A 24,730-nucleotide genomic window follows, 5' to 3' on the forward strand; every position below is an offset into this window, starting at 1 on the left:
TTTTTTGGTCTATTCTTATGAATATTTTATCCTGTTAACGCGAGCTCTTTTTTGATTTTATCATTTTATTTTGATATCATTGTGATATCATTATAAAATATGAAAATCATGAAAGAAGAAAAATCTACTACTGCGGTATCAGGCTATATAGCTATTGTTGTGCTTTTGATAGTTGCAATTGCGATCTTTGCCGGCGTCGTGTACAATAACACTTGGATGGTTGCTCTTGGCATTCCGATTTCGTTGGCGATCCTTAAAGGTCTTACGGTTATTAATCCGAACGACTCAAACGTGCTGATTCTCTTCGGAGATTATATCGGAACAGTGAAAAAGGAAGGCTTCTTTTGGATCAATCCGTTTGCGGTCAGGAAGAGAGTATCACTAAAAGCGCGCAACCTAAACGGGCATAAAATGAAAGTAAATGATAAATTGGGAAATCCGATAGAAATAGCAGCCGTTACAGTATGGATGGTAAAAGATACCGCAAAAGCGTTATTTGCAGTTGACGATTACATTCAGTACGTTCAAGTGCAAAGCGAAGCTGCAGTACGACATTTGGCCAATTTATTTGCATATGATAACTTTGAAGACGAAGAAGCAACTATCACGCTAAAAGATGGCGCACAACAGGTTAGCCAAATGCTCGAAAGAGAACTTAACGAACGACTGGAAAGGGCCGGTATAGACGTTATCGAAGCAAGGATAACACACTTGGCTTATGCGCCCGAAATAGCCAGTGCCATGCTACAAAGACAACAGGCTACCGCAGTGGTAGCTGCTCGAAAGCAAATCGTAGAGGGCGCTGTAGGAATGATTGAAATGGCATTGGAAAGATTATCTGCTAAAGATATCGTGCAACTTGATGAGGAACGTAAAGCAGCCATGGTGAGCAATCTACTGGTTGTATTATGTGGAGAGAAGAGCGTTTCTCCGGTAGTCAATACCGGAACACTTTATAATTAAAAGTAGCGAGACATTCGCCAGCTGATGTATTATGGGAGATAAAAAGGCATTTGCTTTACGAATCAATTCGGATATGCTGAAAGAATTAGAAGCTTGGGCCGCCGACGAATTTCGAAGCACCAATGGTCAAATCGAGTATATATTACACGAAGCACTCCGCACGCGGAAAAAAATGCGGCGAAAAACCAATGATACCAATAAAAGTTCGGATGACTAGCAAAAAATTTAGATTTTGACTATCTTGTCTTCATAACCAATACATTCCACATGACAAACGAAGTATACATTGTTTCTGCTGCTCGAACGCCTATTGGTAGTTTCGGAGGCAGTCTTGCCGGCTTTACAGCTACACAATTGGGGGGGCTTGCCGTAAAAGAAGCGGTAAAAAGAGCCTCCCTATTAGCCGACGACATACAGGAAGCTTATATCGGTAATGTATTATCAGCCAATCTAGGGCAGGCTCCGGCTACCCAGGTCATTAAATTGGCTGGACTGGGAAATATTCCTGCAACAACGGTCAACAAAGTCTGTGCATCCGGAACAAAAGCAGTAATGCTCGCTGCTCAGAACATAGCTTTAGGTCATCAAGATATCATCATTGCCGGCGGTACAGAGAGCATGAGCAATGTACCCTATTATCTAGATAAAGCTCGAACAGGGTATCGATTAGGCCATCAACAGGCAATTGATGGCTTGATCAGAGATGGTCTGTGGGATGTGTATAATGATTACCATATGGGGTCAGCGGCCGAATTATGTGCTTCTTCTTGTAAAATTTCCCGAGAAGAACAGGATCAATATGCTATTACTTCTTATAAACGAGCTCAAAAAGCTGAACGGAATGGCAAGTTCAAACAGGAGATCATACCTCTTGAGGTAACCGATAAAAAAGGAAATTCAACAACTATTGACACCGATGAAGAAATAAACAATGTTTTTTTTGACAAGATTCCTTCATTAAAACCCGTTTTTCAGAAGGAAGGCACCGTTACGGCAGCCAATGCCTCTACACTAAACGATGGCGCTGCGGCACTGGTGCTCATGAGCAAAGCAAAGGCCGAACAGCTTGGTGTTAAACCGCTGGCCCGTATTTTAGGCTATGCGGACGCACAGCAAGATCCGGAATGGTTTACTACCGCCCCGGCACAGGCAATTCCACTAGCTTTAGAACGAGCCGGGGTATCGGCAAAGGAAGTTGATTATTATGAGATTAATGAAGCCTTTTCTGTGGTATCGATCGCAAACAATCAGCTTCTTCAACTTGATCCCGAAAAGGTTAATATTTATGGAGGTGCTGTGTCGCTCGGGCACCCACTGGGTGCCTCCGGTGCCCGTATTTTGGTAACACTGCTATCAGTTCTGCGACAGGAAGACGGAGACCTCGGCGTTGTAGGAATTTGTAATGGCGGAGGCGGTGCGAGTGCACTCGTAATTGAACGATTGTCATAATAGTAAAGCTTGAAATTGAAAATATGCGACTAAATGCTAAACGGGCACCGCTACTTTTATTTTTTATATCAATCATTTACATATCAGGTCTAAGGGCTCAAACGATCGAAGTCAATCATGTGTTACTCGATAGCTTGAACCACTTGGGTTACAAAATGTATAACGAAACCAACGAACCGGAGCGTTTGCAAGCCAATTACATATTCATTAAAACCTTAGTCCAATACTTAAAAAGTCCGCATTCGATCGACGATACCAACCTGGATACCTTAAAGATGATAGCCATTCGAAGAGAGCCGAAAAACAATTTCCGCATTTTTTCATGGCATATCCGATTAAATGACGGCTCCTATAGATATTACGGAGCAATCCAATGGCGAACAAAAGATGGATCGCTCAGTTTAAAGGCACTGGTTGACAAATCTCCTCTTATAGATAAACCGGAGGAAGCCTCTCTAGACAATAACAATTGGTACGGGGCCCAATATTATGATATAATTCCTATTAAGGGTTTACCTCAGCATTACCTACTATTGGGTTGGCGCGGCACAACACCTAAGGTGACACAGAAAGTAATTGATGTACTTCATCTTACTGAATCTTCCGTTGCATTTGGTAAGAAAATTTTCAAAGACCCTGCATTTGCTACGGCCTCCCGGTTGATTTATAGTTATAATGCCCGTGCTACGATGTTAATGAAGTACGAAAAGGACAAAGATCGGATCGTAATGGATCACCTAGCACCAGCCACACCATCCTTGAAGGGGCAATTTGAGCACTATGGCCCTGACATGAGCTACGATGCATGGAAGATCAAAACCGATTACCTGATATTGGAAGAGGACTTACCACTGAAGAATGAAAACTAAGCGTTCTTTAAACGCTTTGCATTGGTATAAATTCAACAATGCTATTACAATAATTAGATTTCCTATGATATTTTGTAATTTAGACGCCATGTTTGCTGTCTCATTAAAACAATATCTATTAATAACACCGCTATAGCAAAGAACTCAGAATAGCATACTAAACCTTGCAAAGACAAATTACATATTTATAATACCATAAAATGAAACTACCTTTAATCATATTGATGCTTATGGGAAGTACAGCGCTTGCCCAATCTCCTAAAAACATAACACTTGAGGATATTTTTCAGAAGGGCACCTTTGATACCAAAACGGTGAGCGGCTTACGTTCACTTCGAGACGGAAAAACATATGTATCGATAGAAAGCAATCCGGAAACTAAAATCGCTTATGTAGCCAAAAGCAACTACCGCGACGGTAAAATTGTCGAAGCGATCTATATCGAAAAGGATATTATATTTAAAGGCAAAAAGCTGCCACTCAGTACAGATTTTAATCAGGATGAAACGAAAGTGCTGATTGCTGCCGATAGTGAACCGATTTATCGCCGATCATCAAAAGCCAATTACTATGTTTTTGATCTAGCTTCAAAGAAAATTACGGAAGTGTCTTCAAAAGGAAAACAGCAGTTTGCGACTTTTTCACCGGATGGTAGTAAAGTAGCCTTTGTACGTGATAATAATATTTTTATTAAAGACCTGCTTAACCTACAAGAAGTGCAAATCACCCAAGATGGGGCTTCCAACAAGATAATAAACGGTGGGGCTGACTGGGTGTATGAAGAAGAGTTTGCTTTTGCAAAGGCCTTTTTCTGGAGTTCTGACAGCAAAAAAATTGCTTATTATAAATTCAATGAAACCGAGGTGCCGGTATACTCGATGACGATATTCGAGCAATTGTATCCACACGAGTATCAATATAAATATCCAAAAGCAGGAGAGAAAAATTCGCTTGTAAGCATACATTGTTATCAATTGGCAGATGGGAAGACAACACGCATTGATGTTGGGAATGAGCAAAATCAGTACATTCCTCGCATAAAATGGACGCAAAACCCGAATTTGCTTTGCGTGTTGCGCATGAATCGGCACCAAAATAAGCTCGACTACCTATTTGCGGATGTAACCACCGGCACTTCGAAAGTGGTACTCACGGAGGAAAACAAATACTATATTAATGTCAATGACGACCTCACTTTCCTACGAAATGGCAAGCAATTCTTATTAACAAGCGAACACGACGGGTACAACCATCTTTATCTTTATGATATGGACGGAAACAAGATACGTCAAATAACGGCAGGCGCATGGCTTGTTACCAAATTATATGGTGTCAACGAAAAAACCGGAACCGCTTATTATCAATCGACCGAAAAATCACCTCTTCAGCGTGATATTTACGCCATTGATGTAACTGGTAAAAACAAAAAACAACTTAGTAACTCCCCAGGCACCAATAGTGCCACCTTTAGTACCGATTTTAGTTATTACATTCTAAATCATTCCGATACCCATTCGCCCGCCTATATCACATTAAATGACAAGGATGGCCGTCTTGTACGTGTGTTGGAAGATAATAAGAAAGCCAAACAAATCGCTGACCAATACGGCATAAAAGGTTCGGAGTTCTTTCAATTTTCAACCGCAAATGGTGTCAACTTAAATGGCTATCTCGTTAAGCCGGTTGATTTTGATCCAAGTAAAAAATATCCGGTCCTAATGTATGTCTATGGCGGCCCGGGGAGCCAAAATGTAACCGATTCCTGGACCGGATCCAGAAGTTTATGGTTCCATTACTTAGCACAAAAAGGCTACATTGTGGCCTGTATAGATAATCGGGGAACCGGTTTCAGAGGTGAAGAATTTCAGAAATCAACCTATCTCAATTTAGGCAGACTTGAAACGGAAGACCAAATTGAAGGGGCGAAATGGTTAGCCAAACAGCCTTATGTTGATCCTGAAAGAATCGGTATTTGGGGCTGGAGCTATGGAGGTTATATGGCATCGCTCTGTATTACCAGAGGTGCCGATATTTTCAAGCTCGCTATTGCGGTTGCCCCCGTCACTACCTGGCGCTATTATGATAGCATTTATACCGAACGATACCTACGTACCCCACAGGAAAATCCGCAAGGATATGACGACAACTCTCCTATCAATTACGCAGATCGTTTAAAGGGCAAATTCCTTTTGATCCACGGTACCGGTGATGACAATGTGCATTTTCAAAACAGCATTATGTTCTCCGAAGCGCTAATACAAGCTAATAAGCCCTTTGAACAAGCTTACTATCCTAATAAAAACCATGGAATTCACGGTGGCAACACCAGCATTCACTTATATAGTAAAATGACTGATTTTATAATGAAAAACTTATAAATATAAGATCGAGATGGCGCAGGGTCGAAAGAATTTCTATTCTGTTTTTTTCCATTATTAGCAGATAAATTTTGTTATAATGAGGCGGTCTAGCTATCTTGCGCCATTTATTAAATACACTAAGGTCACACAAAAAACAAAAAACCAACATTGTAATAAGTTTAAAATCAACCTTTAAACAAATCAACAACATGAATCAAACGAAAACATTATCACAAGAACCACAATCAAACCAGCAAAGTCATCCCAAAGGACTTTATGTACTTTTCACCACTGAAATGTGGGAGCGCTTTAATTTTTATGGGATGCGCGCATTACTTACGCTATTTCTTGTTAACGCACTTGCTTTTTCAGACAAGGACGCCTCGATTGTTTATGGCGGTTTTCTCGGTCTAAGTTATTTGACTCCCATGATTGGAGGCTATATTGCAGATCGTTACCTGGGAAATAGAAATTGTATCCTATTAGGTGGAACAATTATGGGTATTGGCCAGTTGTGCCTATTCTTTAGCGGATCAGTCTATGCGTCTAATCTCGATCTTGCAAAATTTGTGATGTGGACTGCTTTAGCTATTATTATCGTTGGAAATGGTTTTTTTAAACCCAATATTTCCTCGATGGTAGGCCAACTCTACAATAAAGGAGATAACAGGCTCGACTCCGCTTTCACCATTTTTTACATGGGTATCAATGTAGGCGCATTTCTCGGGATGTCTGTATGCCCTTTCCTGGGTGACGTTAAGGTGGGTGACGTACGTGTGGTCGAAGCCTTTAAATGGGGATTTTTGGCGGCCGGCTTAGCTATGTTTTTGGGTACCGTTATGTTTTTTTTCCTGAAGAACAAATACGTAACGTCACCCGATGGAAAGCCTGTTGGTGCCAAACCTTCTTTTCATCCCGATCATAAGCAAGCGGAAGAAGAATCGGAAAAGGCAAAATTTACGACAGGCTCAATTGTGGCATCCCTGTTGGTATTGGTAGTTCTGTATATTATTTTTCACTTCCTTTCACTCGATCCAAATCCCATTAAAAGCTGGGTCTACCCTTTTATATACGCTTCGGCCTTAAGCTTAGCTTTTCTGATATTAACGGATAAAACCATTACAAAAATAGAGCGCGATCGTATTGTAGTGATGTACATCATCGCATTCTTCGTCATTTTCTTTTGGTCAGCTTTCGAGCAAGCGGGCTCATCGCTAACCTTCGTTGCCGATAAACAAACCGACTTAAACTTTCTCGGTTATCAGCTTCCACCTAGTTTTATTCAAAACGCCAATTCCATATTTATCATCATATTTGCCCTTCCTTTCAGCTGGCTTTGGCTAAAGTTGCAAAAACGTAATCTGGAGCCAATTTCTCCTGTTAAACAGGCTATCGGACTCTTGTTACTAGCCATTGGTTACTACATCATTGCCGTTCAAGTTGCCAAGATTGGATTGACCGGCAAGCTGGCTGTTCATTGGCTATTCATTATGTATTTATTCCATACACTAGGTGAATTGTGCCTCTCTCCAATCGGGTTATCGCTGGTTTCCAAGCTCGCACCTAAACGTTTCTCATCCCTACTGATGGGCGTGTGGTTTATAGGCAATGCAGCAGGTTACGCCCTAGCAGGTACTTTGGGAGCGTTGATTCCTCCTACAGGGGATAAATTCGAATTTGCCGCGTCTAAAGGGATTGACCTACAGGGAATATTGGACGGAGCCGTAAAACCGACGGCAGAGCAAGTGGCTATATTAGCGCAAGAGAAAATTGATATTGTTTACCCAACTTTTGTAGGCTTCACCGTTCATAATCTATATGAATTTTTCATGGTTTTCGTAACGCTTTCCGGCACAGCGGCACTTATACTGTTTCTTATTTCAGGAATTCTGAAAAAGATGATGCATGGTGTAAAATAATTGGAATGAGCTATCGGAAATCAGCTATCAGCAACAGAAACGAGACATTACTGAAATCTAATAGCCGAAAACTGATAGCTCATAATATTTCCTTATTTTCGTAATTTGAAAACCAAAACTGGAAAGAAGCCGTGTCAGACAGCATCGTTATCATACCCACTTACAACGAAAAGGAGAATATAGAAAGGATTATCCGCAAAGTGTTTTCGCTTTCTTTTCCTTATCACATTTTAGTTATTGACGATGGATCGCCTGATGGAACGGCTGATATTGTAAGGGGTTTACAAGCAGCGTTTAACGGTTCCCTACATTTAGAAGAGCGGAGAGGAAAGCTCGGGCTGGGTACGGCTTACATCCATGGATTTAATTGGTGTCTAGAAAGAGATTATCTGTATATATTCGAGATGGACGCTGATTTTTCACACAATCCGGATGACCTTATCCGCCTACGGGAGGCATGTATCGAAGGAGCCGACCTGGCCATTGGATCACGTTACATCAAAGGGGTAAACGTGGTAAACTGGCCTATGAAAAGGGTGTTAATATCTTATTTTGCTTCGGGGTACGTACGATTGATTACCGGGACCGACATTCGTGATGCCACCGCCGGTTTTGTGTGTTACAAACGCAAGGTACTCGAAACTATACCGCTCGACAAGATCAAATTTGTGGGCTATGCCTTCCAGATAGAAATGAAATTCACCACCTTGAAGTATGGGTTTAAAGTAGTGGAAGTTCCGATCATTTTTACGGATAGAACGGAAGGTACATCAAAAATGAGTACCAAAATCTTTCGGGAGGCCTTCTTCGGTGTTATACAGATGAAAGTTAACAGTTGGTTTAGAAAATACAACAGGCCCTAAAACCTCTAATTTTTTTAGTATTTTTGTTATCAGCAATCAGCTGTCAGTTATCGGCCACCGGCTTAAAGCAGACAGCTGATAACTAAAAACTGACGGCTAAAAGCTTCCAACATGAACGAACATTTAAATCCCAATGCAGAGCACCTCAGCAAGACGGAGAAAGAGGTAGAAAAGGTGTTGCGCCCCCAGGCATTTGAAGATTTTACCGGGCAACACAAAATATTGGAAAATTTACGGATTTTCGTTCAAGCAGCTAAACTTCGTGGCGAGGCGTTAGACCATGTACTCCTTCACGGCCCTCCCGGATTAGGAAAGACAACACTTTCACATATTATTGCGAATGAAATGGGCGTGGGCATTAAGATTACTTCCGGACCGGTATTAGATAAACCCGGTGATCTAGCTGGCCTACTTACCAATTTAGAAGTGGGTGATATCCTGTTCATTGATGAAATCCATCGCCTGAGCCCCTTAGTAGAAGAGTATCTTTATTCGGCGATGGAAGATTTCAAAATTGACATCATGCTCGAAACCGGACCGAATGCCCGGTCTGTGCAATTATCCCTCAGTCCTTTTACCCTTGTGGGGGCCACAACCCGATCAGGTTTGTTAACAGCGCCACTTCGCGCCCGCTTTGGCATTAATGCGCGTTTGCAATATTATGATGCCAAACTCTTAACAACCATCGTACTTCGGTCTGCTGGGATATTAAGGACACCAATCAGCGAAGAAGGTGCCTATGAAATCGCCAGGAGAAGCCGTGGCACCCCACGGATTGCCAATGCCTTGCTACGAAGAACCCGTGACTTCGCCCAAATCAAGGGAAATGGCAATATCGATACGGAAATTGCCCAATACGCGCTCAACGCGCTCAATGTTGATGAGCATGGATTGGACGAAATGGATAATCGGATTTTATTGACCATAATCGATAAATTCAAAGGAGGACCGGTAGGACTGAAAACCATCGCTACTGCAGTAGGAGAAGATGAAGGGACGATCGAAGAGGTATATGAACCTTTTCTTATTCAGGAGGGCTATATTATGCGAACTTCAAGAGGACGCGAATGTACCGAACTGGCCTACAAGCATCTGGGAAAAACAAACTATCCCAAAGGAAATACGTTATTTTAGCTAGTTGGAATGCAAGATATAAGTATCAAGACATAAGATAGCTATCAATGAGCCCTTCGGGGTTTTTACCATCCCTCCGGGAGGCAGGCTTTTGAATTATTGATGCTTTGTTAGTTTTTTAAGGCATCAATGAGCCCTTCGGGGTTTTTATTTTTTATTTTTTACTTTTCTAATGAACATCATCATAAGACCACTTGGACTTTCAGATTATAATGATTTAAAAACCTCTATGGTTGAAGCCTATCACGGCACAGCGGGCGGTATATGGCCCAAATCAAGCATCAAACATTTGTTGAGCATCTTTCCCGAAGGGCAATTGTGTGTCGAAGTGGACGACCATGTGGTTGCATGCGCTTTATCGATTATTGTCGATTCTAAAAAAACAGATAGAACGCATTCATACGAAGAAATTACGGGCAAATACACGTTTAACACCCATGATCCTGAAGGCGATGTTTTATATGGTATCGAATTGTTTGTTCACCCGGACTATAGGGATTTACGCCTGGGCAGGCGCCTATATGATGCGAGAAAAGAACTTTGTGAACAGCTCAACCTGAAAAGCATCATTGCAGGCGGGCGGATTCCCAAATATCATGAGCATGCGGATACACTTACACCCAAACAGTATATTGAAAAGGTTAAACAAAAAGAACTCTACGACCCTACCCTAACCTTTCAGTTATCTAATGATTTTCACGTAAAAAAGATCCTAAAAAACTATCTTCCCGAAGACCGTGAATCATTGGAATATGCTACTTTACTTGAATGGAATAATATCTATTACGAACCGAAAACCAGTTCGATTTCACCTACCAAGCAAACCATTCGCTTAGGTCTTATCCAGTGGCAAATGCGCCTTTTTAATAATGTTGAGGCCTTTTACGATCAGATTGAATTTTTCGTGGATGTTGTTAGCGGATATGGTGCGGACTTTGCGCTTTTTCCGGAGTTTTTCAACACCCCCCTAATGGAGCCTTATAACCACTTACCCGAACGGGAGGCGATGCGCATGTTGGCCAAACATACTGAAGAAATCAAAGAGAAAATTCAGCGCTTGGCGGTTTCCTATAACGTAAATATTATCGCAGGATCTATGCCTTCTCTTTCGGCCAATGATCGTCTGTATAATACAACCTACTTATGTCATCGAAGCGGTAAAGTCGACGCCTACAACAAAGTCCATATTACACCTAACGAGCTCAAATATTACGGCATGTACGGTGGAGACAAAGTACAAGTATTTGATACAGACTGCGGTAAAATAGGCATTCAGATATGCTATGACGTCGAATTTCCTGAACTAAGCAGGATCATGGCCGATCAGGGGATGAAAATCCTATTTGTTCCGTTTTTAACCGACACACAAAATGGCTATACACGGGTAAGAAACTGCGCACAAGCACGGGCGATCGAAAACGAATGTTATGTGGCCATTGCCGGATCTGTTGGCAATTTACCGAAAGTGAATAATATGGACATACAATATGCGCAGTCGGCCGTCTTCACTCCGTCGGATTTTGCCTTCCCTACCAATGGCGTAAAAGCCGAAGCGACACCAAATGCAGAGATGGTTTTATTAACCGACGTGGATCTCTATGCACTAAAAGAACTGCACGAATACGGTACGGTAAAAACCATGAAGGATAGACGGACAGATTTATATAAGGTCAATCTACTGAAATAAGGATATTGAAAAAAGATCTTAGTTTTTTCAAGATGCTTCCAGCAATTTCATCAGTAATTTTTTTCCTCTACTCTGCATTGCAGCGCTACCATCTTTTAAATAAAAAGTAATTTGCGCGTTTAGCTCATCTTTAATCCACGGAAATAAAGGAACGAGGTTATAAAGTATTTCGATGCAGTTGACCCTTACCGCAACCGGTGTTTCAGATTTGATTAGCCACTCGAATACTCGCTCTACCACTTGTTCTTTATGTGTTGTTGTCAATTGACTGAAAGCTTCGTTACGAATCGTTTTAGCTTTTCTATTGGTATAATTCATCAAAATCTTCGTAAAATGCCGCTGACAACTTGCATTATGTTGATGCGTAAGTTGCTCAATAAACTCGACTAATAAAGGGATAAATCGGTCAGGCGATTTGTTTTCGACAAATTCCAGTATCCAGGCCGCTCGAAAAGCAATGGCTTTCTGCGGATGATAACAAAGCGACAAGAGGTCGGACATGGTATAATGATCTGATATGGCGAGCTGTGCCAGTACTGTGGCTTTCACCTTCGACACATTTTTGGATATTTCCAACAGAAATTGTTCTTTCGTCATTCCGTGCAGCGATAATATTATCATAGAGTGCACCTTTAAGCTTATCCTCTTCACATTACGCTTTCAATTCGCTATCTTTGCCCCCTATGATTAGTGTTTCAAATCTTTCTTTACGCTTTGGTAAACGCGTTTTATTTGACGAAGTTAATTTAAAATTTACACAGGGCAACTGTTACGGTATAATCGGCGCAAATGGTGCCGGCAAATCGACCTTTTTAAAAATTATTACCGGTGATGTAGATCCAACAACCGGATCTGTCAGTATCACGCCGGGAGAGCGTATGGCCGTTCTTAGTCAGAACCACTATGCTTTTGATGAATTTTCCGTTATAGAGACGGTTATGATGGGGCATAAAGAGCTCTACAACATCATGAAGGAAAAGGACGCCATTTATGCCAAGGAAGATTTTACCGATGCAGACGGAGAAAGAGCAGGCGAGCTGGAGAACTTATTTGCTGAAATGGATGGCTGGAGTGCCGAAAATAATGCCGCTACCCTACTTAGCAATCTAGGTATTTCAGAAGATCTACATTATAAACTGGTAAAGGATTTAGATGGTAACCAAAAAGTAAGGGTGCTATTGGCGCAGGCACTATTTGGAAATCCGGACATACTGGTATTGGACGAACCTACCAACGACTTAGATATCGATACAATCGCCTGGTTAGAAAACTTTTTGGCAGATTATCAAGGTTTAGTTTTAGTCGTATCGCACGACCGTCACTTTTTGGATGCAGTATGTACGCATATTGTCGATATTGATTTTAGTAAAATGACGATCTATACCGGTAACTATACCTTCTGGTATGAATCAAGTCAGCTGGCCTTAAAACAACGCGCAGAACAGAATAAAAAGCTGGAGGATAAAGTTAAAGAACTGCAGGAATTTATTCGCAGATTTAGTGCAAATGCTTCTAAATCAAAACAGGCAACAAGTAGAAAAAAGGCCTTGGATAAGATCAATTTAGATGAAATCAAGCCTTCTAGTCGAAAATACCCAGCCATTATGTTCAATGAAATGAACAGAGAACCAGGCGATCAAATTCTACAGGTAGAAAATCTAGGCAAGGTATCGAATGGTGAAGTCTTATTCGATAAGGTATCTTTTATGATGAACAAAGGTGATAAGATTGCCATATTATCCGAAAACAGCTTAGCAACTACCGCCTTCTACGAAGTACTTACCGGAAGGGATAAAGATTATAAAGGCGCGTTTAAATGGGGGGTCACCATCAGTATAGCTGATATTCCTATGGATAACGCTGCCTATTTTGAAGGGAAAAATGAAAACCTTATTGATTGGCTGAGGGAATACTCTTCAACAGATCAGGATGACCAATTTGTACGGGGCTTCCTTGGGAAAATGTTATTTAGTGGAGAAGAAGTGCTGAAAAAATGCTCCGTACTATCCGGAGGAGAAAAAATGCGTTGCATGTTCTCGCGAATGATGTTACAAAAGGCGAATTTTTTACTTTTTGACGAACCCACTAATCACCTCGACTTGGAGTCTATTACAGCTTTAAATAATGGGATGAAAGATTTCAGAGGACCGATACTATTTACTTCGCGCGACCATGAGTTAACACAAACGGTAGCCAACAGAATTATTGAACTGACCCCCAAAGGTGTTATTGATAAACTTATGTCCTATGATGAGTATATCAATAGTGAGGAAATAAAGAAGCAACGCGAAAGCATGTTGAAATAAATAAATAGGGTGTCTGAAAAACTTTCAGACACCCTTCTGTTTATTTTCTGTTTTTACATTTCTTAGCTTCGTCAAATGCCCAGCTACTAATTTTAGTCACAGCCTGTTTTATACGTTCCCGTCCTTCTAACGTATTCACATCAATTTCGCAAAAGGTGCTTCCGTTGTTTTTCGCATGTAGTACCAAATAATAAATACCGGCAACCTGTAGCGCAACAATCCCCCTTAAATCTACCGTTGTGTCACTGAATAATGGATCCGTTAACCGAAAAAGGTCACTGCCCAACTCTTCTCTGGCATTAGCGATTTCGCGCATTAACGAGCTTTGTTTACTGATTTCCCAAAGTACAATATTTTGCAGTTCGTCTGCTCCGAAAAAAAAATCGAGTTGCTGGGTCAGCAAATTTGGCAAAGCCACTTGCCCAAAATCTTGCTGGAACGAATCTGCAACATTTATTTTATCAACAAAACTGACCCAATAATCTTTTTCCCGAACATATTTCTCCACCAAGTTGTCGACACTATCAAAATACCTATAAATCAATTTTTTGTTTACACCGGCTATTTGAGCGATCTTATTAACGCCCAAGCCCTGGTAGCCTTCCGTCCGTATTATTTGACCCACTGCACTTAAGAGCTTTAATTTAGTCCGCTCTCTATCCCTAATTTCTCCTTGCGGTCGTTTTCTTTCTTTTTTCATCTATTTATTTCTTGATGGAGCCTTATTAATGTAAAACCTTAAACATCATTTCCTTCAGCAAATCTTCGGCTTCGAGATTAAAGGCATCTACTCCCTTCGACTTTAAATCGTACTCCCGAAGATAGCCGATAATATGAAACAGTTTCATAATCGGATAGTTCCGGGCGGCCAACTCATAATCTTTCACAAAAAAGGGATGAACCCCTAATTCTTTGGCAGCGCTTTGCTGGCTTTTATCAGGCAAATAATGAAATTTCAAGATTTTTGAAAAATAACCGTATAGCGATCCCATCACGACGGGAATCGGATTGGATTTCGGATTAGCAGAAAAATAATCGATGATCTGATTTACCTTTAAGACATCCTTTTTTCCCAGGGCGGTATTCAGTTCGAAAATATTAAAATCTTTACTTATCCCGATATTATTTTGAACGTCTGTAACACCTATTTCCCTATCCTTTGGCACATTGAGCATCATCTTGTCTAACTCATTTGCTACTTTCGAAAGCTCTGTACCTAAATATTCACCCATCATCGCTGCAGCTTGTGGATGGATCTTCATCCCACGCTCCTTTACATACTCATCAATCCAGGGTGCTAATTTATTATCATAAATCTTAGCGGATTCAAGCACAACCCCGCTCTTTTCAATGGCCTTATATATCTTTTTCCGCTTATCAAACTTGCTATATTTGTACGCAAAAGCTAATACGGTAGTTGTTAAAGGTTTCTCCACATAAGCTTGAAAAAACTCATCTGCCTTATCCCATTTTAAATTCTGAGCCTCTTTTATAATGACAACTTGATAGTCGCTCATCATCGGATATCGTTTAGCTGTATTCAAGATCGTAACCCAGTCTGTATCCTTTCCGTATAGAATCGTTTGATTAAAACCCTTTTCAGCTTCACTCAGCACCTTATTCTCTAAAGCATGGACTATCAAGTCAATGTAGTATGCTTCTTCTCCATGCAAAAGGTAAATCGGTTTCAGCTTTCTCTTATTGATATCGGCTAAAATGTTAGATGCACTCATATTCTTTTATTAATCTAATGGGCTAACAGGGAACTATCAATTAGCCTAGGTATAGGCTAGACCACGCTGCAAAATAACAATAATTTTTAAGGTTTGACAACTGTCAGCGGTAGGCTATAAACAGTAAGCTATAAGCAGTAAGCAGTAAGCATAGGTTTTTGATACGGTCGCTGCGACTGCTATTAGTGAACAAGGGAACCTGTTAGCAGTGAACCTGTCATACTTCCTACTAACTACTAACTACTCCCCTACTAACTACTCCCTATTAACTACTCCCTACTAACTATATAACGTACAACTTATAACTAATTAAAAAAATCTCCCTAGCTTTGTATCTTTAAGACATCCGCAAACACGGTCATTATGTTAAGCCCCATTCCACTTAATTTACCCTCCTATCCGCTAAAACTCAGCAAAGATGAACATCGCCTGTTCATTTATGATGAGTTAAGAAAAAAACATCTCTTATTAACGCCCGAAGAATGGGTACGGCAACATTGGATTCAACATCTTATACAAGCTAAGGGTTTCCCTAAAGCATTGATTCAAAGTGAAGGCGGACTAAAATTAAACTCACTGCAAAAACGCACCGATATCGTAGTTTTTAATCCCTCGGGTAAACGCCTATTAATAGCAGAACTAAAGGCTCCTTCAATAAAAATCACGCAGGCCGTATTCGAACAGATCGCACGATACAATATGGTTCATAAAGTTCCTTACCTGGTTGTGAGCAACGGCTTAGAACACTATTACTGTCTCATTGACCATGAAAAGGAAAGTTACCGGTTCTTGGAAGACATTCCTTTCTACCACGAAATAAAATAAGCCGTTGTTTTTGTAAACAAACGGCTTAACAAGATATGTCTATTATATATCGCGATCTATCTATTTGGCAGAAACACTTAATTCTACCACATTAGCATAGATAAAGTTCATGGCCTTATGATTAGATTTGACCGGATTCTCCTTTTTAAATTCATCCAGCAATGTAACTTCCAGGTTATCGGTTCTATCTATATCCAATACACCCCCTAAACAAGGATACTTCTGACCTAAATCACCGTCATTGAAGCTCTCAATACGAGCAAAACCATCCACATTAGCATAAAAGTTAGTAAACGTAACCGGCAAAAAGTTATTTGCTTTTACCATATCTTTTAATGTGGAACCTACTCGAATACCTTCTTCCAATTGATAGGGTCCCATTTCATCCGATACGCTCAATTTCACCGCCTTGGTAAAAGGAGCGGTCGTTTCTGCCCAAAATACTGTTACTTCTTCAGGTGTATCTTTGAATACTTTAGTAACGCTCACTTTCTTACCTTCTACTTCCTTCGTTGTATCAGCCAATTTATCGGCGCCAAATTCCTTTTCAAGATCCGCATGGCTATAGCTTAATTTTACTTTACCGATGCCCTCGCAAGTGATTAAATTCGGGTCCTGATCGGCCGCTTTCTCTTCCTTTTTGGAAGCACCACCGCAAGATGCTAGAACAAAGCCGATAAGTGCTAGACTGAGAATTCTTTTCATGTTAATAACTTTAAGTTTTTATTATTTAATATCCTCACGAAGATAATAAAAGCTTTGAGCTATCGAAAACGGAATAGTAACATTAAAGTGACGCCAAACTTTCTTCTAAAATTTTAATCTTCGCAAGTGCATCTGCTTGTTTATTACGCTCATTCTGCACGATCTCCGGCTTCGCGTTTTGTACAAATCGCTCGTTTGATAGTTTTGCGTTCACCGATTTCAGGAAACCTTGTAAATACGTGATTTCATTTGTTATTCGCTCACGCTCGGCCTCCACATCAATGTTTTGAGCTATGCTTACAAAAAACTCATCCTTGCCTGCTATAAATGCTGCCGTCCCCACTTGTTGCTCCGAAACGAAGCTTACGTCGCTGATGTTCGCCAATTTTCTGATACTATCTAAATAGTTTTCGTAAGCAATATCGGTATTCACTTTGATAGCAAGTGGAAGTGTCTCTTTAGGAGAAATTTGTTTCGTGTTTCGCACGTTACGTATTTCAGAAACAACTTGCTGAACCACCTGAAAGTCATTTAGAAGCTCCCGATCGATCTTTGAAGCCTTAGGATAGGCTGCCACAATACAGCAATCCAACGCACTTCGACTTCCAAACAATTCATCGTGCCATAGCTCCTCCGTGATAAATGGCATAAAAGGATGAGCAAGGGCCAATACCTGCTCAAAAAAGTCGATCGTAAAGGTCAATAGATCTTTAGCAATAGGCTGTTGATAAGCCGGCTTTACCAGTTCAAGATACCAGGAGCAGAAATCATCCCATATAAGCTTGTAAATGGTCATGAGCGCATCAGAAAGTCTATAGGCGGCGAAATGCTCCTCTACTTCGATCACGGCTTCACTAAAGCGGCTCTCAAACCATTCCACGGTTTTAAGCTCTGCTTTTGTTGCCGGTTTGTTAACCGTTTCCCAGCCTTTAACTAATCGGAAGGCATTCCAAATCTTGTTGGCAAAATTTCGGCCCTGCTCGCAGTAGGCCACATCAAACATGAGGTCATTACCTGCAGGAGACGACAACAACATTCCAACACGCACGCCATCCGTACCATATTGATCCATCAACTCAATCGGATCCGGCGAATTCCCCAATGATTTAGACATTTTCCGTCCAAGTTTGTCGCGCACAATACCGGTAAGGTAGACATTTTTAAATGGTGCCTTTCCTCGAAATTCGTGCCCTGCAATCATCATACGCGCTACCCAGAAAAACAATATTTCAGGCGCTGTTACCAAATCATTTGTAGGATAATAATAATTGATATCGGCTCCGTTTGGCTCTTTAAATCCGTCAAAAACGGATATAGGCCATAAGCCTGACGAAAACCAAGTATCTAGCACGTCCTCCTCCTGATAAATGCCCTTTGTGCTTTTTCCCAAGCGCTCAAACTCGACTATCGCTTCCTCTTCAGTTTTAGCTACAACCCAATCTTGATTTTCATTGTACCATGCCGGGATTCGTTGGCCCCACCAGAGTTGCCTCGATATATTCCAATCTTTAACATGCTCCATCCAATGGCGATAGCTATTGATAAATTTGTCAGGAATTAGTTTAACCTCGCCACTAAGCACGTAATCCAGTGCCGGCTTTGCAAGGTGCTCCATTTTACAAAACCATTGCATAGATAGCTTTGGTTCAATAGCCGCATCAGTCCGCTCTGAAAAGCCAACCTGCGACTTATAATCTTCAACCTTTTCCAATTGCCCTGCTTCTTCCAGCATTTTAGCAATTTTTTTACGGGCGATAAAGCGATCCTCTCCTACTAATATCTGCGCTTTTTCATTTAGCGTTCCATCGTCATTTAAGATATCGACAACCTCTAATTTATGCTTCTGGCCCAGCTCATAGTCGTTCAGATCATGTGCCGGCGTTACTTTTAAACAACCTGTACCAAATTCCATCTCAACATACTCATCCTCAATGATGGGTATTTCCCTGTTTATTATAGGAACCAGTACCTTCTTTCCTTTTAAATGCTGATAGCGTTCGTCATTCGGATTGATACAAACGGCCGTGTCAGCCATAATCGTTTCCGGCCGGGTTGTTGCGATGGTGATGTACCATCGTTGTTGGTTATTCGTTGTTCGTTCTTCGTTGGTGTCTACAACTTGATACCTGATATAATACAGCTTCTGGTTTACTTCTTTGCGAATTACTTCTTCATCTGAGACAGCGGTTTTACCCTGCGGATCCCAGTTAATCATGCGGATACCTCGGTAGATATACCCCTTCTTATAAAGGTGAATAAATGTATCAATTACCGCATCGCTCAAGTCGGGTTCCATAGTGAAGCGCGTCCGGTCCCAATCGCACGAGGCTCCCAGCTTTCGCAATTGATCGAGAATAATTCCGCCGTATTTTTCCTTCCATTCCCAAGCGTATTTCAAGAATTCTTCACGTGTGATATCGCTTTTATTGATTCCGCGCTCTTTAAGCATAGCGACTACCTTTGCCTCGGTTGCAATCGACGCATGATCGGTACCGGGCACCCAACAGGCATTTTTACCCTGCATCCGGGCACGGCGAATTAATACATCCTGAATCGTATTATTTAGCATATGTCCCATGTGCAATACGCCCGTGACGTTAGGAGGAGGCATGACAATCGTATAGGGTTCTCTACCATCCGGTATAGAACGGAAAAACTTCTTTTCCAGCCAATAGGCATACCATTTATCTTCGGTTTCTTTGGGGTTGTATGTCTTCGCTATGCTCATGGTATAAATAACATTTAGTATACTATTGTATACATATAAAGAGGTGCAAACCTACTATAAAATTCGCTTATTTGGAAATGGAGATCGGCTTTCAGCGATGAGCTATTTTCGCTAGCAAGTACCATATAATTTTTATAACTGTCGGATATAACTCCTAAAAGCAACAGGTGTTTGCTTTTAGAAAAGGAAGGATTTTTTAGTCAGTTTTTTTATAAAATATTTGTTCTTTTCTCTTTGAAAGAAAAGAACCAAAAGTTCAAGGCTGCACATCCTTCGCTAAAGATTTAGGTCCATCGCTCAAATCATGTGGAGCCGCTCCTCCCTCCAAGCCACGCTTCACTTTTTCACATGATTTTTTTGCCTTGGCTATCCTAAATCTTTTTAACGCTCACGCTGTGAGGCCGTTCTTCCCAACCCCTTGCAAAACCGTCCCGAAGTACTTACATGGCCTTGGAGGATACCGACGCAACGAGCAGCAAAGCATTTGCTCCTCTGCTCATATTGTAGTATCCAAGCGGATTGAGGAAGTGAAACGGCTCCAATACGCGCCAGTGATGCTTTGCCATCAGGTGCAAGGTAGTCTACAAAGCCTTGATGTTTGCCTCTCTTTGCATCAAGGTAAAGAGAGATCAAATTAATATAAACACCTTCATCTGTATGTTAAAGGCGAAACCGACCAAAGGGAGTTCACTGAAGGTAATCCCTATTTTAGGGAGAAAAGCCGATAGTCGTATAATTTTTATATCTTAAGGAAAATTTTTCATTTTATGCGTTACCTTTTTATTCTCTTTACCTTATTATTCTTGAGCATTTATAGCGGAAAAGCGCAAAACACAAACGGCAATAAGGCGGCAAAATTCATCTCGCTCATGGTTGATTCCAACTACAAGGAAGCACTTGATCTTACTTCAGCTGATTTTAAAGCGAAGGTTAACCCAGCGACATTATCGAAGATATGGAAGGGTATTAACCAGCAATTTGGTGCTTTTGAGCAGGTAGAACCACTCGATAGCATTACTAACAATAACAACTCGTTGATACTGCAAGCCACTTTTAAAGATTATATTGTTCCCTTAACATTCCATTTTAACACGAGCGAAGATATTTCGGCTTTTTTAATGCAACAACAACCCAAAATCAGGGCCAACACCAATAGGAGCCCGGCTAATTTCCCCGAAGAGGCGTTAAAAATCAAAGTAAATGGAGGTATTATCAGCGGAACTCTTATGACACCAAAAAATCCGCAAGCGGGTACTCCCGTCGCTTTAATCATTGCGGGTAGCGGTCCTACGGATCGCAATGGCAACAACCTTTATGGCGTGAAAGCCAACAGTTACTTACTATTAGCGGAAGCGTTAGCGGATAACGGCATCGCCAGTTTCCGATACGATAAGCGTTTGATCGGCGAAAGTGTAAACTTTCAGACAAGCCAAAATAACTTGGTGTTTAACGACTTTGTAGATGACGCGGTGATTCTTGGAACATTTCTCAAAAATCAAAAAAAATTTCAAAAGCTGTTTATTATTGGTCATAGCGAAGGTTCAAACATCGGCATTATTGCATCGGAGCAGCTGAATCCGGACGCCGTTGTTTCTTTATGCGGCCCGGGAGAAAATCTCGCCACTGTGTTAGAAAATCAATTATTAACACAACCTTCCTTAGTTAAAGAAGCTACGTCAATTATCAACCTGCTGAAACAGGGAAAAATGACAAATAATGTTCCGGCCGAGCTCAATAGTTTATTTGCCCCGGCTATACAACCCTTCCTTATTTCGTCTTTCAAAATCAATCCCGAAGAAGAAATCAGGAAGTTAAAAATACCAATCCTGATTGTGGGAGGCACTACGGATTTGCAAGTACCGACCAGCCACGCCGAAAAGCTAAAAGCAGCGAATCCCAAAGCCACGCTCTTACTTATAAAAAACATGAACCATACACTAAAAACAGCACCTGCAAATAAAGAAGCTAACTTGAAGACTTATTCAAATCCAAATCTCCCGTTAAACAGCGATTTAGTAATAGGCTTGGTTAATTTCCTTCGATGAGGGAGAAGGTATAAAGGTATAAGGTTTAAGGAAAGCCTTACACCCTATACCCTATCACCTTATGCCCTTTATTACACGTCTATCTTCGCATATTTAGCGTTACGCTCAATAAACTCCCGGCGAGGTGCTACTTCATCGCCCATTAACATGGAAAAGACACGGTCGCACTCCGCCGCATTTTCTATACTTACCTGACGTAAGGTGCGGGTTTCGGGGTTCATGGTAGTATCCCACAACTGCTCTGCGTTCATCTCTCCCAAACCTTTATACCGCTGAACATGTACACTATCCTCCTTACCGGCACCTTTCAACCGTTGAATAGCTGCCAGTCGTTGATTTTCATTCCACGCGTACTCATGTTCTTTACCTTTTTTTACTAAGTACAACGGAGGAGTAGCAATATAGACGTAACCTCGCTCTATTAATTCCTTCATATAACGGAAATAGAAGGTCAAGATCAACGTTGTAATATGCGAACCGTCCACATCGGCATCCGTCATGATAATGATTCGATGATAACGAAGTTTTTCCAGATTCAGCGCCTTCGCATCTTCAGGAGTACCGATACTCACCCCTAGGGCGGTAAACATATTCTTAATTTCCTCGTTCTCGTAGATTTTATGCTCCATCGCTTTTTCTACGTTGAGGATTTTACCACGCAAAGGCAGGATTGCCTGAAATTCCCTGTTTCTCCCCTGTTTTGCGGTTCCTCCCGCCGAGTCTCCCTCTACGAGGTATATTTCACATTTAGCAGGATCATTGTTTGCACAATCGGCCAACTTACCCGGCAAACCGCTACCTCCCATTACCGTTTTGCGCTGCACCATATCACGGGCTTTGCGTGCAGCAGCACGAGCTTGAGCCGCGATGATAACCTTCTGTACAATTGCCTTTGCTTCGCGTGGATTTTCTTCCAGGTAAGTACCCAAAATCTCGCCTACAGCGACATCTACGGCGCCCATTACTTCGTTGTTCCCGAGTTTGGTTTTTGTTTGTCCTTCAAACTGCGGCTCAGCGACCTTTACAGAAATAACAGCCGTTAAGCCTTCTCGAAAATCATCACCTGTAATTTCTACCTTTAGGTTCTTTAACAGGCCCGATTTATCTGCATAAGCTTTCAAAGTACGGGTTAAGCCTCTCCTAAATCCAGCAACATGAGTACCCCCTTCAATGGTATTGATATTGTTCACGTAGGAGTGCACGTTTTCGGAATAGGTATCATTATATTGCAAAGCTAACTCTACCGGTATACCCTGTTTTATTCCTTCCACATGAATGGGGTCAGGAATTAGAGGCTGACGGTTACCATCCAAAAATTTAACAAACTCGCTCAGGCCACCTTCAGAATAAAACTCTTCATGACGTAATGCTCCATCTTCTTGCTCCTCGCGTTCGTCAAGTAGGGTAAGTCTGATTCCTTTGTTTAAATAAGCCAACTCACGCAATCTACCGGCAAGCGTATCATAGCTATACGTGGTAGTCATGGTAAAAATACTTGGATCCGGATGGAAAGTAACATTCGTTCCGGTACGATCGGTTTCACCAATTACTTTTACATCGTACAGAGGTTTTCCCTGCGCATACTCTTGTTTAAATATTTTACCTTCCCGATGTACTTCAGCTATCAACAAGGTAGAGAGTGCATTCACACAGGAAACACCAACACCATGTAAACCACCGGAAACCTTATAGGTATCCTTATCGAACTTACCACCGGCATGGAGCATAGTCATGACCATTTCCAAAGCTGATTTGTTCTCTTTTTTATTGATTCCGGTTGGGATACCCCGTCCGTTATCCTCCACTGTTATGGAGTTATCTTTATGAATGATTACATGAATGTCTGTACAGTAACCGGCTAGCGCTTCATCAATGGAGTTATCAACTACTTCATACACCAAGTGGTGCAAACCTTTCACGCCAACGTCTCCGATATACATTGACGGTCTTTTTCTTACGGCTTCTAAGCCCTCTAATACCTGTATATTATCTGCGGAATAGTTGGATTTGTTTTTGTTTTCTTCGCTCATGTATAGTTTAGTTCCAAAAACACAAAAATACGAAATTTTACCGACTTTGAGTAATTTACTCCTTATATAATGGCTATTTAATGTTCTTTTTTTCTAGATAAAAAAACACAGAGAATAGGATTGGAACGCCTACAATTCCTTTCCTATCCAGTCAATTTTTTGTTGACATACACCTCATAAAATCGGTTTCTCAATATGCATGATTCCCTGGCGCATTTAAAAAAAAATTGCTTAGTATATGATTTTTATGTTAGGTTTGCGTTTTGATTGCATGGAAATTAAACAATAAAGACATAAGATGAACAAACCATTCGCTTCTATAGCAAAAATTTCATTAGGCTTGATGCTGGCTGTGGCTGCAGTATCATGTAATAACAATGCAAATAAACCGGCGGCTAAGTCCGGCAAAGACAGCACTGCTGCCGCAGCCACTGAAGGACAGATCGTATATGTAAACTCTGATTCGCTATTAGCCAATTATGAGTACTTTAAAGATATGCAAGCCAAGCTTCAGGAAAAAGCAAAAAAGACACAGAGCGAGCTACAAACGAAAGGCAATGCTTTTCAACGTGAAGTGGCTGAGTACCAAAAAAACGCTGCTACCATGAGTGCAGAACAGCGCCAAAGTACAGAAGAACGTTTGGCACGTAAGCAGGAAGAGCTCGGCAAATTCAACCAGAATGCGAATCAGTCATTTGCCAATGATGAAGCCCAAGAACAAGAAAAGTTATACAACAAGGTAGCCGATTACCTTAAATCGCATGCGAAAGAGAAAGGCTATAAATTTGTATTGACTTATGCCAAAGGAAACCCGGGTGTACTGTTCGCAGATGAGAGCCTTGAAATCACCAAAGAAGTGGTAGACGGCTTAAATGCTGCTTATAAAAAGGAAAAGAAATAATTAACGTTTAAATAGGTTATAAGGAAGGGTTGATGAATATCAACCCTTTTTATTTTTAGCACTTACTGTGGCCTTTTCTTCTACAACTGCCGTTGCTGCTGCGACTTTTTTTTGCTTATGAGGTCTCGTTTTTCCGAATGAACCCATCGTGATCTTCCCTCTTTTGGTTTTTTTATCTCCTTTTCCCATACTGAATCGTTTATTTTTTTAATA

Annotated in this window: 21 protein-coding genes; 13 read left to right on the plus strand and 8 right to left on the minus strand. The window is 41.1% G+C overall.

Annotated features, from left to right (window positions below; genetic code table 11):
- The first annotated feature begins 108 nt into the window (after positions 1 to 108).
- The 9 genes from M1D52_RS18700 (at position 109) to M1D52_RS18740 (ending at position 11,244) form a co-directional block, all read left to right on the plus strand.
- Complete coding sequence (locus M1D52_RS18700) at positions 109 to 963, plus strand: SPFH domain-containing protein (protein ID WP_437393303.1); 855 nt, start codon at positions 109 to 111, stop codon at positions 961 to 963.
- Positions 964 to 994: 31 nt separating this feature from the next.
- Positions 995 to 1,180 carry a type II toxin-antitoxin system antitoxin gene (locus tag M1D52_RS18705; protein WP_013665751.1) on the plus strand — a complete coding sequence of 62 codons (186 nt, stop codon included), beginning with the start codon at positions 995 to 997 and terminating at the stop codon, positions 1,178 to 1,180.
- 50 nt (positions 1,181 to 1,230) lie between these two features.
- Complete coding sequence (locus tag M1D52_RS18710) at positions 1,231 to 2,412, plus strand: acetyl-CoA C-acyltransferase (RefSeq protein WP_437393302.1); 1,182 nt, start codon at positions 1,231 to 1,233, stop codon at positions 2,410 to 2,412.
- A gap of 155 nt (positions 2,413 to 2,567) precedes the next feature.
- Entirely contained in the window at positions 2,568 to 3,281 is a 714-nt protein-coding gene (locus tag M1D52_RS18715) for a hypothetical protein (RefSeq protein WP_437393300.1), read from the plus strand.
- Positions 3,282 to 3,481: 200 nt separating this feature from the next.
- Complete coding sequence (locus tag M1D52_RS18720) at positions 3,482 to 5,659, plus strand: S9 family peptidase (protein WP_437393299.1); 2,178 nt, start codon at positions 3,482 to 3,484, stop codon at positions 5,657 to 5,659.
- Between the two features lie 191 nt (positions 5,660 to 5,850).
- Positions 5,851 to 7,560: a peptide MFS transporter gene (locus M1D52_RS18725; protein WP_013665747.1), complete on the plus strand. Its 1,710-nt coding sequence runs from the start codon at positions 5,851 to 5,853 to the stop codon at positions 7,558 to 7,560.
- A 131-nt stretch (positions 7,561 to 7,691) separates the two neighbouring features.
- On the plus strand, positions 7,692 to 8,423 hold the full coding sequence (locus M1D52_RS18730) for a polyprenol monophosphomannose synthase (protein WP_013665746.1): 732 nt from the start codon (positions 7,692 to 7,694) through the stop codon (positions 8,421 to 8,423).
- A 111-nt stretch (positions 8,424 to 8,534) separates the two neighbouring features.
- Entirely contained in the window at positions 8,535 to 9,557 is a 1,023-nt protein-coding gene (ruvB, locus tag M1D52_RS18735; RefSeq protein WP_013665745.1) for a Holliday junction branch migration DNA helicase RuvB, read from the plus strand.
- A gap of 172 nt (positions 9,558 to 9,729) precedes the next feature.
- Entirely contained in the window at positions 9,730 to 11,244 is a 1,515-nt protein-coding gene (locus tag M1D52_RS18740) for a carbon-nitrogen hydrolase family protein (protein ID WP_013665744.1), read from the plus strand.
- 27 nt (positions 11,245 to 11,271) lie between these two features.
- Here M1D52_RS18740 and M1D52_RS18745 read toward each other — a convergent pair whose 3' ends face one another.
- Positions 11,272 to 11,865: a hypothetical protein gene (locus M1D52_RS18745; RefSeq protein WP_437393298.1), complete on the minus strand. Its 594-nt coding sequence runs from the start codon at positions 11,863 to 11,865 to the stop codon at positions 11,272 to 11,274.
- Between the two features lie 62 nt (positions 11,866 to 11,927).
- Between M1D52_RS18745 and M1D52_RS18750 the strand changes: the two genes are divergently transcribed.
- Positions 11,928 to 13,550: an ABC-F family ATP-binding cassette domain-containing protein gene (locus M1D52_RS18750; RefSeq protein WP_013665742.1), complete on the plus strand. Its 1,623-nt coding sequence runs from the start codon at positions 11,928 to 11,930 to the stop codon at positions 13,548 to 13,550.
- 40 nt (positions 13,551 to 13,590) lie between these two features.
- Here the strand turns inward: M1D52_RS18750 and M1D52_RS18755 are convergent, their stop codons facing one another.
- Together M1D52_RS18755 and holA are read right to left on the minus strand one after the other, a co-directional pair.
- A complete protein-coding gene (locus tag M1D52_RS18755) occupies positions 13,591 to 14,250 on the minus strand; it encodes a TetR/AcrR family transcriptional regulator (RefSeq protein WP_013665741.1) in 660 nt (219 codons plus the stop codon).
- Between the two features lie 25 nt (positions 14,251 to 14,275).
- On the minus strand, positions 14,276 to 15,283 hold the full coding sequence (holA, locus tag M1D52_RS18760) for a DNA polymerase III subunit delta (RefSeq protein WP_013665740.1): 1,008 nt from the start codon (positions 15,281 to 15,283) through the stop codon (positions 14,276 to 14,278).
- 363 nt (positions 15,284 to 15,646) lie between these two features.
- Between holA and M1D52_RS18765 the strand changes: the two genes are divergently transcribed.
- Entirely contained in the window at positions 15,647 to 16,108 is a 462-nt protein-coding gene (locus tag M1D52_RS18765; protein ID WP_130856957.1) for a type I restriction enzyme HsdR N-terminal domain-containing protein, read from the plus strand.
- Positions 16,109 to 16,168: 60 nt separating this feature from the next.
- Here the strand turns inward: M1D52_RS18765 and M1D52_RS18770 are convergent, their stop codons facing one another.
- The 3 genes from M1D52_RS18770 to M1D52_RS18780 all read right to left on the minus strand — a co-directional run bounded on the left by M1D52_RS18770 (position 16,169) and on the right by M1D52_RS18780 (position 20,107).
- Complete coding sequence (locus M1D52_RS18770; protein WP_013665738.1) at positions 16,169 to 16,813, minus strand: hypothetical protein; 645 nt, start codon at positions 16,811 to 16,813, stop codon at positions 16,169 to 16,171.
- Positions 16,814 to 16,895: 82 nt separating this feature from the next.
- Positions 16,896 to 19,541, minus strand: coding sequence for a valine--tRNA ligase (locus tag M1D52_RS18775; protein ID WP_437393297.1), 2,646 nt, complete (start codon positions 19,539 to 19,541; stop codon positions 16,896 to 16,898).
- Between the two features lie 440 nt (positions 19,542 to 19,981).
- The gene (locus M1D52_RS18780) at positions 19,982 to 20,107 is read right to left on the minus strand and encodes a hypothetical protein (RefSeq protein ID WP_278045570.1); all 126 of its coding nucleotides are present in this window, start codon (positions 20,105 to 20,107) and stop codon (positions 19,982 to 19,984) included.
- Between the two features lie 201 nt (positions 20,108 to 20,308).
- Between M1D52_RS18780 and M1D52_RS18785 the strand changes: the two genes are divergently transcribed.
- Positions 20,309 to 21,586 (plus strand): DUF3887 domain-containing protein, encoded by a 1,278-nt coding sequence (locus M1D52_RS18785; protein ID WP_437393296.1) that lies wholly within the window; start codon positions 20,309 to 20,311, stop codon positions 21,584 to 21,586.
- A gap of 71 nt (positions 21,587 to 21,657) precedes the next feature.
- Here the strand turns inward: M1D52_RS18785 and gyrB are convergent, their stop codons facing one another.
- Positions 21,658 to 23,616 (minus strand): DNA topoisomerase (ATP-hydrolyzing) subunit B, encoded by a 1,959-nt coding sequence (gene gyrB / locus M1D52_RS18790; RefSeq protein ID WP_013665735.1) that lies wholly within the window; start codon positions 23,614 to 23,616, stop codon positions 21,658 to 21,660.
- A gap of 298 nt (positions 23,617 to 23,914) precedes the next feature.
- On the opposite strand from gyrB, the gene M1D52_RS18795 reads away from it, so the two are divergent.
- Complete coding sequence (locus tag M1D52_RS18795) at positions 23,915 to 24,517, plus strand: OmpH/Skp family outer membrane protein (protein WP_437393294.1); 603 nt, start codon at positions 23,915 to 23,917, stop codon at positions 24,515 to 24,517.
- Between the two features lie 39 nt (positions 24,518 to 24,556).
- Here M1D52_RS18795 and M1D52_RS18800 read toward each other — a convergent pair whose 3' ends face one another.
- Complete coding sequence (locus M1D52_RS18800) at positions 24,557 to 24,706, minus strand: 30S ribosomal protein THX (protein WP_013665733.1); 150 nt, start codon at positions 24,704 to 24,706, stop codon at positions 24,557 to 24,559.
- Between the last annotated feature and the right edge of the window lie 24 nt (positions 24,707 to 24,730).

This window comes from Olivibacter sp. SA151, from assembly GCF_054130995.1.

What these genes read in the sequence shown, in the direction of transcription:
- M1D52_RS18750 (WP_013665742.1), top strand. Translation starts at nt 11,928, where the DNA reads ATGATTAGTGTTTCAAATCTTTCTTTACGCTTTGGTAAACGCGTTTTA.
- M1D52_RS18770 (WP_013665738.1), bottom strand. Translation starts at nt 16,813, where the DNA reads ATGAAAAGAATTCTCAGTCTAGCACTTATCGGCTTTGTTCTAGCATCT.
- M1D52_RS18740 (WP_013665744.1), top strand. Translation starts at nt 9,730, where the DNA reads ATGAACATCATCATAAGACCACTTGGACTTTCAGATTATAATGATTTA.
- M1D52_RS18755 (WP_013665741.1), bottom strand. Translation starts at nt 14,250, where the DNA reads ATGAAAAAAGAAAGAAAACGACCGCAAGGAGAAATTAGGGATAGAGAG.
- M1D52_RS18720 (WP_437393299.1), top strand. Translation starts at nt 3,482, where the DNA reads ATGAAACTACCTTTAATCATATTGATGCTTATGGGAAGTACAGCGCTT.
- ruvB (WP_013665745.1), top strand. Translation starts at nt 8,535, where the DNA reads ATGAACGAACATTTAAATCCCAATGCAGAGCACCTCAGCAAGACGGAG.
- M1D52_RS18715 (WP_437393300.1), top strand. Translation starts at nt 2,568, where the DNA reads ATGTATAACGAAACCAACGAACCGGAGCGTTTGCAAGCCAATTACATA.
- M1D52_RS18700 (WP_437393303.1), top strand. Translation starts at nt 109, where the DNA reads ATGAAAGAAGAAAAATCTACTACTGCGGTATCAGGCTATATAGCTATT.
- M1D52_RS18745 (WP_437393298.1), bottom strand. Translation starts at nt 11,865, where the DNA reads ATGATAATATTATCGCTGCACGGAATGACGAAAGAACAATTTCTGTTG.
- M1D52_RS18780 (WP_278045570.1), bottom strand. Translation starts at nt 20,107, where the DNA reads ATGGCAAAGCATCACTGGCGCGTATTGGAGCCGTTTCACTTCCTCAAT.
- M1D52_RS18775 (WP_437393297.1), bottom strand. Translation starts at nt 19,541, where the DNA reads ATGAGCATAGCGAAGACATACAACCCCAAAGAAACCGAAGATAAATGG.
- gyrB (WP_013665735.1), bottom strand. Translation starts at nt 23,616, where the DNA reads ATGAGCGAAGAAAACAAAAACAAATCCAACTATTCCGCAGATAATATA.
- M1D52_RS18785 (WP_437393296.1), top strand. Translation starts at nt 20,309, where the DNA reads ATGCGTTACCTTTTTATTCTCTTTACCTTATTATTCTTGAGCATTTAT.
- M1D52_RS18795 (WP_437393294.1), top strand. Translation starts at nt 23,915, where the DNA reads ATGAACAAACCATTCGCTTCTATAGCAAAAATTTCATTAGGCTTGATG.
- M1D52_RS18710 (WP_437393302.1), top strand. Translation starts at nt 1,231, where the DNA reads ATGACAAACGAAGTATACATTGTTTCTGCTGCTCGAACGCCTATTGGT.
- holA (WP_013665740.1), bottom strand. Translation starts at nt 15,283, where the DNA reads ATGAGTGCATCTAACATTTTAGCCGATATCAATAAGAGAAAGCTGAAA.
- M1D52_RS18765 (WP_130856957.1), top strand. Translation starts at nt 15,647, where the DNA reads ATGTTAAGCCCCATTCCACTTAATTTACCCTCCTATCCGCTAAAACTC.
- M1D52_RS18725 (WP_013665747.1), top strand. Translation starts at nt 5,851, where the DNA reads ATGAATCAAACGAAAACATTATCACAAGAACCACAATCAAACCAGCAA.
- M1D52_RS18705 (WP_013665751.1), top strand. Translation starts at nt 995, where the DNA reads ATGGGAGATAAAAAGGCATTTGCTTTACGAATCAATTCGGATATGCTG.
- M1D52_RS18800 (WP_013665733.1), bottom strand. Translation starts at nt 24,706, where the DNA reads ATGGGAAAAGGAGATAAAAAAACCAAAAGAGGGAAGATCACGATGGGT.